Source organism: Nostocoides australiense Ben110 (assembly GCF_001050535.1).
GTDB lineage: Bacteria > Actinomycetota > Actinomycetes > Actinomycetales > Dermatophilaceae > Nostocoides_A > Nostocoides_A australiense.
On record NZ_HG764815.1, the window covers coordinates 1,798,890 to 1,809,913 of the forward strand.

The following is an 11,024-nucleotide window of genomic DNA, read 5'->3' on the forward strand; positions in this document are numbered from 1 at the left end:
CGCCCGCCCCCCCCGCCACGCCGAGGTGCGCCGGCTCGTCGTCACCGCGAGCGGGGGACCGTTCCGCGGCCGCAGCCGCGACGAACTGCGCGAGGTCAGCCCGGAGCAGGCGCTGGCCCACCCCAATTACGCGATGGGCCGCGTGATCACGACCAACTCCGCGACCCTGGTCAACAAGGGCCTCGAAGTCATCGAGGCGCATCTGCTCTTCGACATCCCCTTCGAACGCATCGACGTCGTCGTCCACCCGCAGCAGTGGATCCACTCGATGGTCGAGTTCCACGACGGCTCGACCATCGCTCAGATGGGGCCGCCGCGGATGCTCGTGCCGATCGCGCTCGGGCTCTCCTGGCCGGAGCGGCTGGCGGACATCGACGAGCCCTGCGACTGGACCCGCGCGCAGACCTGGGACTTCCACCCCCTCGACGACGAGGCATTCCCGGCGGTCCGGCTGGCCCGGCAGGTCGGGACCGCCGGCGGCACCTATCCGGCCGTCTACAACGCGGCCAACGAGGTGTGCGTGGCCGCCTTCCACGACGGCACGATCGGCTTCCTCGACATCGTCGACACGGTCGCCCGTGTCGTCGAAGCCCACGACGGGTCACCGGTCGAGAGCGTCGAGCACGTGCTCGCCGCCGACGCCTGGGCCCGGGCCCACGCCACCGCCCTCATCCAGCTGGACTGAGGTCAGGGAACCAGCGTGGTGACCAGGGCGTGCGAGCCGTCGTCGGTGGTGACCTCGAAGTAGGTCCGCAGGCCGGCCGGTGTCTGGACCAGGCTGACATACCGCAAGGCCCGGCCGGATGCCGCGGGCACCGGCCCGCCCGCCGCCACCAGACGGTCCGGTGTGCCGAGCGCGACGCCGGTGCGCTCGCGGAAGTTCTCCTCGGCACTCGCTCTTCCGTCATAGAGCGCCACGATGCCCGAGGCCTCCGACAACCCTGCCTCGGTGTCGGCCGGCAGCACTGCCGTGAGCCGGGCACCGCGCTGGTCCCACGCCCCCTCGGTCGGCGTCATGGCCGGTCCGTGCATGAGCCACGCGAGACCGTCGGTGCTCGTGCCGAACCACGTGCTCATCCGGTCGGCTGCGTCGGGTCCGCCGTCGAGCGGATGCCGGCAGGCCCAGATCCGCCACTGGCCGTCCGGAGCACGGTCGACGACGACGTCCTTCCACGCTTCGGTGTCGTCGCCGGGCAGCACGACCGCGCGGGTGCCGACCGGAAGCTCCTCGAGCGTGGGAGCGTCCACCGCCTCCACCCACCAGTGTTTCGAGCCGGGGGTCGAGCAGCTGACATAGAGACGCCAGCCGCCGTCGGCGAGACGGGCCAGCGCCGCCCGTTCGAGGGAGGCCGCCCCGAAGGTGCCGCTCTCGACGCGGGCCACCTCACGGAAGGTCAGGCCGTCGTCCGAGACGGCGATGATGTTCGCCAGCCCGCGTCCGTGGCCCTCCGGCTTGCGCACGCGGTAGGCCAGCACGATGCGAGCGCCGTCGCGGACGGCATACGGCGCACCGGCCCAGTGGCCGGCTCCGGGTCCGTCGGCGGCGACCACCAGCTCCGGCGTCGCGGTGGCCAGCGCGGCCAGAAGCCTCTCGGGCAGGGGACGATGGGGCAGGGGAGGCCCGGGCAGGGCACGCTCGGGCAGGGTCGTGTGGTCCGGCACATGCGGCAGTCTGGCACGTGGCCGCGGTGTCGCAGGCACCGTTTAGTCTTGACGCAGGTGGCAGTGCGTGGCTTCGCCACGCTGCGGCCCGGGCCCTGACGGGATCAAATCGCCGGGGTGTGGCGTTGAACGTGTGCGCGACCGCTGTCGTGATCCAACCGCTGTCGTGATCCAACCGGTTTCGTGATTCAAGGGACGGACAATGCTTTATCTGATCGGGGTGCTCATCGTCGTGCTCGGCGTGGGCGCTTCCATCGCGCTCCACGAGATCGGGCACCTCGTCCCGGCCAAACGCTTCGGGGTGCGCGTGCCGCAATACATGGTCGGTTTCGGGCCCAAGGTCTGGTCGACCAAGCGCGGCGAGACCGAATACGGCATCAAAGCCATCCCGCTCGGCGGCTATATCCGCATGATCGGCATGTTCCCGCCCCGCCCCGGCGAGGGCGAGCGCGTCTCCAGCACCGGCCGCTTCACCCAGCTGCGCGACGAGGCACGCGGCCAGAGTATGGAGGAGATCCGGCCCGGCGACGAGGACCGCGTCTTCTACAAGCTCTCCACGCCCAAGAAGATCACCGTCATGCTGGGCGGACCGCTGATGAACCTCCTCATCGCGGCGATCGTCCTCACCGGCCTCGCCACACTCCACGGCGTCTCCGTCACGAGCGCCAAGCTGTCCTCGGTGTCGCAGTGCGTCGACACCACCCAGGCTGCCCAGTCGAGCAAGACCGAGTGCACGGCGGAGATGCCGATCGCCCCCGCCAATGCGGCCGGGCTCAAGCCCGGCGACACGGTCGTCTCGATGAATGGTGTCGCACTGCAGACCTGGGACGACGCGCGCGCGCTGATCCGAGGCAGCGCCGACAAGCCGCTGACCATGGTCGTCGAGCGCGACGGCCAGCGTCGCACGGTCACGGCCACGCCGATGGCGACCACCCTGCCGGTCTACGACAAGTACGGCATACCCAAGACCAACACGGACGGCACCTACAAGACCGAGACGGCCGGCTTCCTCGGCGCGGCCGGCACGCCTGTGCTCGTCAAGCAGCCGGTCAGCGCCGTTCCGGGCATCATCGGGGAACAGATCTCGCAGACGGCCGGTGTCATCCTCAACATTCCGCAGAAGATGGTCGGGGTCGCCAAGGCCGCCTTCGGCGAGGGCGAACGCGATATCAACGGCCCGATCTCGGTCGTCGGTGTCGGGCGCGTCGCCGGCGAGGTCGCCTCCGCGGACGACTTCGGCAGCACGTCCGACAAGGTCATCACCCTCGTCGCGCTGCTCGGCTCCCTCAACCTCGCACTCTTCGTCTTCAACCTCATCCCATTGCTGCCGCTCGACGGCGGGCATGTCGCCGGCGCGTTGTGGGAGGGCCTCAAGCGACGGGCCTTCAAGCTGGCCGGCAAGGCTGACCCGGGCCCGGTCGACGTCACCAAGGCGCTGCCGCTGGCGTATGCCGTCGCCTCGCTCCTTATCGTCATGTCGGTGCTGCTGATGTATGCCGACATCGTCAACCCCGTCCGGCTGCGCGGGTGATCGCGTGAAGACGCTGCTCAACCTGATCTGGCTCGTCTTCGCCGGCTTCTGGCTCGCGCTCGGCTATCTCGCCGCCGGCGTGATCATGTGCCTGCTCGTCGTGACGATCCCCTTCGGGATCGCCGCTTTCCGCATGGCGATCTTCGCGCTGTGGCCATTCGGCAATGTCATCGTCGCCAAACCGCACGCCGGCGCCGGGTCGGCGCTGATGAATGTGTTGTGGTTCGTCCTGGCCGGCTGGTGGCTGGCTCTGGGCCACATCGCCACCGCCATCGCCTGCGCGCTGACCATCGTCGGCATCCCGCTCGCCCTGGGCAACCTGAAGATGCTGCCCGTCACCTGCGTCCCGTTCGGCAAGGACATCGTGCCCGTCGCCGCCCTCCGCCCAGAGATGCGCGTGCTCTATCGAGCGTAGGAGCGGGTGCACGGCCGGCGAACCCGCCGAGACCCTCCTGACCAGGTCGCACACAGCGCTCAGCCCGTCGCCTGATTGAACCTCGTCAGCCGGCTGGAAGGCGGCAGCACCCGCTTTGGGACTCCTATCCGGAAAACGTTGAGCGCGAAGCGATCTCGGCCCGGGAGGGCTGCATGTAGTTTCTCCGCCGTGGCCGGAGCATCGATGAGTTGGCTGAGCGGGTGGGCTGACAGCCCGTGGCGGCCGGCGGCGAGCCAGACGCGCAACAGCGCGCGCCCCGACTCCGCGACGTGCACGGGGTCGGCCGCTGCGTCCCGGGTCGTATGCAGCGCCACCACCGTCCCGAGACCGTCGATGCCTCCCGCAGCTGCGAGCAACGCCGGGCCGCCGAGGCGGCGCAGGATGGCCCAGCCCTTGGGGGAGAGGGCTGTTCGGAGCGCACGGGCCTGGAGGGCGGTCATCGCGAGGGCCTCGTAGCTGAGCCCGTCCCGGCGGTGCGCCGGGTGGTTCCGGTCCAGCCGTAGCCAGCCCCGCAGCTCGGCCACCTGGGCGGGCGAGGAGTAGCTCCACCGATCCGACGCGGGCAAGAGCACCTCGACCAGTGGTGCCGGGACCAACGCGAGGGCGAGCCCGGTAGAGGCGAGACGGGCGGCGACCGCGATGTCGTCCACAGTGGACTCGGCGACGGGAGTCGCGGCATACGGCCCCCGAGCCGTCCGTCGGCGCAGCAGCTCGTCGGTCGAGAACTGTTGCCCAGCAAAGGAATCATCGGACGCCGATCCTGGTCCACCGTCGGTCAGCACGGCGGCGCGGTGGTGGTGGGCATCGATCTGCCAGTCCACGTCGAGCTGCCGGCCGGCGCCGGCCTCGGTGATGGCGATCGCCTCGACGAGCGCGCCCAGGGAGAGCCACAGGTCGCGGCGGGTCGGATCGGCGACCACGAGTTCGCGGTCCGGGTCCCACGACAGCACGAGGCGATCGGCGTCGGGGGTCAGCACCCACGGCTGGGTGTTGTGAGCGCTTGGCGCCCGCTGCCAGACAGCGCGTGCCGCCAAGACCTCCTCGACCCAGCTCACCGGATCTCCTTGCGATAGAACGTCGTCTCGTGCAACGGCCGGCCGCCCATGCGTTCGTACTGCGCAGCCGAGCCCGCGTTGGCGTCCTCGACGAAGGTGCTGCGCAGGCGGCGATAGTCGCCCGCCTGCAGACCGCGGAGCAGTTCGCGGGAGAGCAGCGTCAGGTACCCCTTCCCCTGGGCGTCCGGGTGGGTGCCCTTGATGATGAGAATGGCATCGGTGCGATAGCGCCGGCGGGTGGCTACGAGGGCAAGCTGGTCGCGCATCCCGAGGCGGCCACCGCGGGCCATGACGAATTCGCTGATGTCGGGGACGGCGAGCACGAATGCCACCGGTTCGTCGTGCTTGAACAACTGGAGGAAGAGCGCCTCGTCGAGGAGGACTTCGAGCCCGTCGGTCTGGGCCGCGAGGTCGGAGGCGGAGATCTGGGTGTAGTAGGGCAGCACGGCGAAGGCGGTGTTGAGCACCGCCCGCATCGACTCCAGGTCGCGACCGAGCCGCCAGCGGGAGGCGCGCCGCACGTTCAGCCCCTCCGCCGCCAGCCGGGCGTCGTCGAAGCGGAACGTGGTAGCCGGGTCCAGGTTGTCGAAGTTCTCGCAGATCCACGTCGCGCCCGCGAAGATCCTGGTGCACCCGAGGGATTCGTATGCGGTGGGGTAGTAGTCGGGATTCCACGGCGAGTCCATGAATCCGCGCTCGCCGAAGCCGGAGGTGATCACGCCGCCGGTCTGGTTGGGCAGCAGGGCGACGGGCCCGACCAGGCAGGTGCGGGCCGCCGCGCGAGCCTCCCGTTCGACGGTGCCCAGCAGGGCGGCCAACACCTCGGCGTCGGCGAACTCGCACAGGCCGAACAACTGCGCCTCGGCACCGATCTTGTCGTCGAAAAGGTGGTTGTGGTGCAAGCAGATCCGGCCGACAGCAGCACCTTCGCGGCGGGCGAGGAAGAATCCGACGGGCCCGTGCTCCGCTTGCGGGAAGTGGCCCGTCCACCAGGCGTGCAGCACCGGCTGGAGCAGCGGCACGTGCCGACCGTGGCCGTGCAGGCGCACCGGCAGGTCGGCGAACTCCTGGAACTGCGCCTCGGTGACGACCCGTTCGATCGCGATCTGCGTCATGCTCGCGATGGTCAGCGGATCTCGCTGGCCGGGTCGTCGACGGGTTTGGGACCGGTGTCGCCCGGCAGCGGGGTGTACTCCTCGATGTGCGCCATGCTCGTGTCCTCGGCGCGCCAGATGCCGTTGGTGTAGCCGTGGGGCTCGGCGCGATAGAGGCGGATGAACCCGGCGGTCGCCTGGTCGTCCGTGCCGTCCGCAACCCATCGCATCAGCTGCCGGTGCTCGGGGGAGCGGGCGATCGTCAGCAGGTCTTCCATGGTGTCGAAGTAGGCGATCGTCCCGAGCGTGTAAGGCGGCTCCCAATACACCTTGTGCCAGCAATAGCCGGGCATCGCCTTCATCCGCTTGACGAACGTGCGCCAGCGCATCGAGAGGATGGCCCACTCCTTGAGGGAGTTGTAGCGCGTGGACCCGATGAACATCGCCTCCGCCTGGGCGCGCCGCGGCGCCTTCGAGAAGTCGGTGGTCCTCATGACGCCGCCTCCGCCTGCGCCGGGTCCGCCGGCTGGTCCTTGCGGATGTAGACCTTCTTGATCTTGCTCTGACCGCCCTCGAACGGTCCGGTCTCGAAGTCGTGGACGCGTACGGCGATCTGCGTCGAAGACGGATCCTCCTCGACCGACTGCCGGAAGTCGCGCGAGACCTTCATCAGGTGTTCGACGATGCCCGTCTCGCAGGCCTTCCCGAGTTCGGCTTTGCTGCCGTCGTCGAGATGCACTCCTTCGCGCGTGGCGATATTGACGACCGGGCGCGCATCGAGATCCGTCGTCTCCTCCAGCGTCAGCATGAACGCCTCGATCTCGTTGGCACGCGGATTGCCTTCGTAGAGACCGTATTCGACGTCCTGCGGATAGATGTTGGCGCCCATGAAGCTGACGGTGGAGTCGGCGCGTCCATACAGAAGAAGGATGGGCAGCTTCATCCGGTCGATGCTCTGGGCCTCCCGGAAGCCGGATTCCAGGTCGGGGCGCTTGGCGATGAGGGCCTCCAGCCCCGGGAAGGTCAACAGCTTGGCCTCGTCACCGATGTTGTATCGCAGCTTCGGCGACAGGACGGTCGTGCTGTTGAGCGTGCAGAGCAGTTCGTCCTTGTCGTTGGTCTCGAGATAGGTCTCGAGGGGGTTGTACTGGAAGATCATCGGGATCCGCGATTCCCCTTCTCCCAGAAGGGCTTCCTTGAACGCCTCGTCCCTGACGATCTGATCGCGCAGCCACACCGTCAGCCGCGATTCGCCGCCGATGCCGATCGTCAGGTCGGACGCGCCGTAGCCGGACAGCACCCGGATGAAGCGTTCCTCGCAGTAGTCGCGCAGGGCCTCGGTCATGCCTTCGCCGCCGACCATCCCGTAGAGCTTGTAGCTGTCCCAGTCGAATCCGACGGAGTCGAGTTTGTCGCGCAGGTCCTTCAAGAACGGCGGGTATGCCGTGACGAGATAGTTGTAGGTCGGCCCGAAGTGGGTGATGGTGTCGACGATCTTGTCCAGATCGGGCCCGGTGTTCTTGACCATCGCGATCTTCGCCATGGCGATGCCGGTGTTGGTGCCGGTCGCCCAGGCGCCCATCGAGTACGCGTTGATGACGAACAGCCGTCGCCGCGGGTAGACCTGCGTGGTGAAGCCGGCGACATTGCGGTGGATGGTGTCGAGTTCCCGCTTGCCCCGCACCCAGTTGAAAGGCGTGCCGGAGGAGCCGGAGGACTCGTCGACGACGGTGCCGACGCGGTCGAGGTGGCCCTCCCAGCAGCGCGCCTCCTCGGTGAACTTCTTGACATAGCCGTCCTTGTCGGTCGGCGGGTAGCTCGTCAGGTCGAACCACTTGAACTGAAAATCGTTGTGCCGCAAATGTTCCTTGTATGCCGGGACGTCCAGATACGCGAATTGGCAGGTCATCCAGGCATGCAGTCGCGCGAGCTTCTCCATCTGCGGGTGGTAGTTCCGCGCCGTCCAGCGCCACACCGCGGGGTGCACCTTGTAGAGGCCGTAGACCCCCGTCAGCGCCCGCGCCGAGCCCTTGAGCAGTCCCCGCCGCACCAGGCCTGCTCCGGTCGACTCCCATATCCGCCGGCCCAATCCGGCGTTCCGGCCGGCCCGGTCACCAGCCGTCTCGATCGCGTCTCCCCGCATCGCCTGCATCCCCTGCGTCATGCCCTGGAACTCTAGTGAGCCGCCACCCGGGCGCGAGTGAGTAACTTGCCCCATCTTTTCCCCCTCTGGTCGTGTGGCATCGGGCTGCGGCGGATCCGCTCCGTGCGGAGCCGTTCCAGCGCATCGACCAGCTCCTGCCCGATCAGCTGTATGCCCTGCGCGATCAGCGCCTCGGCGCTGTGGGCCGTGTCCTGGGCGTGCAGGATGTGCGTGCGCAGCGCAACCGCGGACTCTCCCGTTTCCTCGTCGCAGAGTGCACGCAGCACGCCCGGGTCGGGAAGGTCGATCACGCTCGAGAGCCCGGCGTCGGCCCAGCCGCGAGCCGTCCCGAGGGCCAGCCGGGCGTCAGCAAGGGCCTGCCTCGCCGTGCGGCCCGCCGCCTCGGCCCGCTCCAGCGCAACCAAAGTGCCGTCCAGGCGCGTCGCGCCGGAACCGGCGCGGTCGGGTGTCAACGTCATGGCCGTGCGACGCGTGCAGATCCGGTGCCGGTTCCCTGACCTGCGGGCGCGGACGGCATACCGCCGATCCTGGTGAGGGATAATCGTGCCCCGTGAGCGTCTCTCTCGGCCTGCCCGCGATGCCCCCGCCCGTCCTGGCTGCGCGCCGGCCGACCCGCAAGATCAAGGTCGGCAAGGTCGATGTCGGCGGCGACGCCCCGATCTCGGTCCAGTCGATGACGACCACCCTGACGGCCGAAGTCAACGCGACCCTGCAGCAGATCGCCGAACTGACCGCCGCCGGTTGCGACATCGTGCGGGTCGCCTGCCCGAGCCAGGACGACGCGGACGCGCTGCCCGCCATCGCGCGCAAGAGCCAGATCCCCGTCATCGCCGACATCCACTTCCAGCCGAAGTACGTCTTCGCCGCCATCGACGCCGGCTGCGCCGCCGTGCGCGTCAACCCGGGCAATATCCGCCAGTTCGACGACCAGGTCGGCGAGATCGCCAAGCGCGCCAAGGAGGCCGGGGTCTCGCTGCGCATCGGCGTCAACGCCGGCTCCCTCGACAAGCGGCTGCTCGCGAAATACGGCAAGGCGACCCCGGAGGCGCTCGTCGAGTCGGCCGTGTGGGAGGCCAGCCTGTTCGAGGAGCACGACTTCCACGACTTCAAGATCTCCGTCAAGCACAACGACCCCGTCGTCATGGTGCGCGCCTACGAAATGCTCAGCGAACGCGGCGACTGGCCGCTGCACCTCGGCGTCACCGAGGCCGGCCCGGCGTTCCAGGGCACCATCAAGTCGGCCACCGCCTTCGGGGCGCTGCTCTCGCGCGGCATCGGCGACACCATCCGGGTCTCGCTGTCGGCGCCGCCGGTCGAGGAGGTCAAGGTCGGCATCCAGATCCTGCAGAGCCTCAACCTCAAGCCGCGCAAACTGGAGATCGTCTCGTGCCCGTCGTGTGGGCGGGCCCAGGTCGATGTCTACAAGCTGGCCGAGGAGGTCACCGCCGGACTCGAGGGTATGACCGTGCCCCTGCGCGTCGCCGTGATGGGGTGCGTCGTCAACGGGCCGGGGGAAGCGCGCGAAGCCGACCTGGGCGTCGCCTCGGGCAACGGCAAGGGGCAGATCTTCGTCAAGGGCGAGGTCATCAAGACCGTCCCCGAGTCGAAGATCGTCGAGACGCTGATCGAGGAGGCCATGCGCCTGGCCGAGGAGATGGGCGAGCCCGTCGACGACCTGTCGGGCGCCCCGACGGTCACCGTCGGCTGAATCGTCACCATCGCAATCCGTGACTAGACCTGCCGGACAGGGCAGGCTAGGGGACGTGCTGCGCACCCGGACACCGACGCGGGTCCTCACGCCGTCCGACCTGGATGCCGCGTTGGGGCTGTGCGCACGCAACCCTGCCGACAATGTCTTCGTCGCCGCCCGCCTGCTCGAGGCCGGGATGGCCGGACCGGGACAGAGCGTGGTCGGGTATGAGGAGGACGGGCAACTGCAGTCGCTGTGCTTCGCCGGTGCCAATGTCGTGCCCGTCGAGACGACGGCATACACCCGCGGGCCGATCGCCGACCGGGTGCGCAAATGGAACCGGCGGGCCGCGTCCTTCCTCGGGCCCGCCGAACAGGTGCTGGGCATGTGGGAGCTGCTCGAGTCCGGCTGGCCGAATGTCCGCGCCGTCCGGTCGAATCAGCCGCATCTGGCGACCCGAACCCCACCGTCGCGATTGGGCGTCGTCGGAGACGAGCGCGTGCGGCGCGCGCGGCCCGGTGAGGTCGATCTCGTGCTGCCCGCGGCCGAACACATGTTCACGCATGAGATCGGCTACCCGCCCTATCGCGGCAGCTCACGCGGCTACCGGTCGCTGTTGCAGCGCCTGCTGGATCAGGGGCACACCTACGTCATCGTCGAGAACGGCCGGGTGATCTTCAAGGCCGACCTCGGCTCGGTCGCGCTGGACTGCGCTCAGATCCAGGGCGTCTGGGTCTCTCCGGAACTGCGCGGTCACGGCCTCGGGACCAGCGCCATGGCGGCCGTCGTCGAGCACGTCCTCGCCGACGTCGCCCCGTTGGCGACGCTCTATGTCAACGACTTCAACACCGCCGCCCGAACGACCTATGAACGCATCGGGATGACGCAGATCGGCACCTTCGCCACGGTCCTGATGTGACGATCTGATGTGACGGTCCTGAAGTGACGGTCCTGAAGTGACGCTGCTCCGTGCCGGTGACCGGTCGGGAAGCCTGCTCACCTCCGGTATCATGGATTGTTTGCCCGGCGCATCCATCCGGCGTCTCGCGGCCTGAAAGAACGGAACACCATGCCCCACCTCGTCCGAGCCCTCGAGACGGCGCACCCATGACCACCCCCAAGAAGAAACCCCGCTGGAGCGCCGCTCAGAAGGCCGCCGCCAAGAAGAAGGACGTCGGCAAGGGCAAGCGCGGTGCCGACGACGCGCCACGCGCGAAGAAGCCGCGCTGGGTCGACGGCAAGCCCGCGCGGCCCGAGTCATCCGACAAGGGCAAGCGCCGCCGCGACGATTCGTATGCCGCGCAATCAGATCCGCGCGATCGCCGCCCCTCTCGCGACGACCGCCGTGATGACCGCGGGTCGCGTCCCTACGGCCGGGACGAGCGCCGTGAT

The 11,024-nt window shown here is 68.8% G+C and carries 10 protein-coding genes and 2 pseudogenes; 6 read left to right on the plus strand and 6 right to left on the minus strand.

Translation table 11 applies throughout. The features are described 5' to 3' along the window. Positions 1–685: pseudogene (locus BN11_RS08655) on the plus strand (1-deoxy-D-xylulose-5-phosphate reductoisomerase); the annotation flags it as partial. A gap of 2 nt (positions 686–687) precedes the next feature. Here BN11_RS08655 and BN11_RS08660 read toward each other — a convergent pair. Beyond that, positions 688–1,662, minus strand: a complete 975-nt coding sequence (locus tag BN11_RS08660; protein ID WP_157044048.1) for a hypothetical protein — start codon at positions 1,660–1,662, stop codon at positions 688–690. Between the two features lie 202 nt (positions 1,663–1,864). Here BN11_RS08660 and BN11_RS08665 point away from each other — a divergent pair, with 202 nt between their 5' ends. Beyond that, the gene (locus BN11_RS08665) at positions 1,865–3,193 is read left to right on the plus strand and encodes a M50 family metallopeptidase (RefSeq protein ID WP_048696649.1); all 1,329 of its coding nucleotides are present in this window, start codon (positions 1,865–1,867) and stop codon (positions 3,191–3,193) included. Positions 3,194–3,197: 4 nt separating this feature from the next. After that, a complete protein-coding gene (locus tag BN11_RS08670) occupies positions 3,198–3,608 on the plus strand; it encodes a YccF domain-containing protein (protein ID WP_048696652.1) in 411 nt (136 codons plus the stop codon). Between the two features lie 59 nt (positions 3,609–3,667). Here BN11_RS08670 and BN11_RS08675 read toward each other — a convergent pair whose 3' ends face one another. Genes BN11_RS08675 through BN11_RS08695 form a run of 5 tightly spaced genes read right to left on the minus strand, consistent with a single transcriptional unit; the run spans position 3,668 to position 8,400 of the window. Beyond that, positions 3,668–4,684, minus strand: a complete 1,017-nt coding sequence (locus BN11_RS08675; protein WP_048696655.1) for a nitroreductase family protein — start codon at positions 4,682–4,684, stop codon at positions 3,668–3,670. Next, on the minus strand, positions 4,681–5,799 hold the full coding sequence (locus BN11_RS08680; RefSeq protein WP_048696659.1) for a GNAT family N-acetyltransferase: 1,119 nt from the start codon (positions 5,797–5,799) through the stop codon (positions 4,681–4,683). Before BN11_RS08680 ends, BN11_RS08675 begins: the two co-directional genes overlap by 4 nt. Positions 5,800–5,810: 11 nt before the next feature. Beyond that, positions 5,811–6,272: a hypothetical protein gene (locus BN11_RS08685; protein ID WP_048696661.1), complete on the minus strand. Its 462-nt coding sequence runs from the start codon at positions 6,270–6,272 to the stop codon at positions 5,811–5,813. After that, positions 6,269–7,942, minus strand: coding sequence for a phenylacetate--CoA ligase family protein (locus BN11_RS08690; RefSeq protein ID WP_235435419.1), 1,674 nt, complete (start codon positions 7,940–7,942; stop codon positions 6,269–6,271). Before BN11_RS08690 ends, BN11_RS08685 begins: the two co-directional genes overlap by 4 nt. Before the next feature lie 11 nt (positions 7,943–7,953). After that, entirely contained in the window at positions 7,954–8,400 is a 447-nt protein-coding gene (locus BN11_RS08695) for a hypothetical protein (RefSeq protein ID WP_048696664.1), read from the minus strand. 119 nt (positions 8,401–8,519) lie between these two features. Here BN11_RS08695 and ispG point away from each other — a divergent pair, with 119 nt between their 5' ends. The 3 genes and pseudogenes from ispG to BN11_RS23575 all read left to right on the plus strand — a co-directional run. Beyond that, entirely contained in the window at positions 8,520–9,650 is a 1,131-nt protein-coding gene (gene ispG / locus BN11_RS08700; protein ID WP_201329373.1) for a flavodoxin-dependent (E)-4-hydroxy-3-methylbut-2-enyl-diphosphate synthase, read from the plus strand. A 19-nt stretch (positions 9,651–9,669) separates the two neighbouring features. Next, positions 9,670–10,551 (plus strand): GNAT family N-acetyltransferase, encoded by an 882-nt coding sequence (locus BN11_RS08705; RefSeq protein WP_235435420.1) that lies wholly within the window; start codon positions 9,670–9,672, stop codon positions 10,549–10,551. 188 nt (positions 10,552–10,739) lie between these two features. Continuing rightward, a pseudogene (locus tag BN11_RS23575) lies at positions 10,740–11,024 on the plus strand (DEAD/DEAH box helicase); the annotation flags it as partial.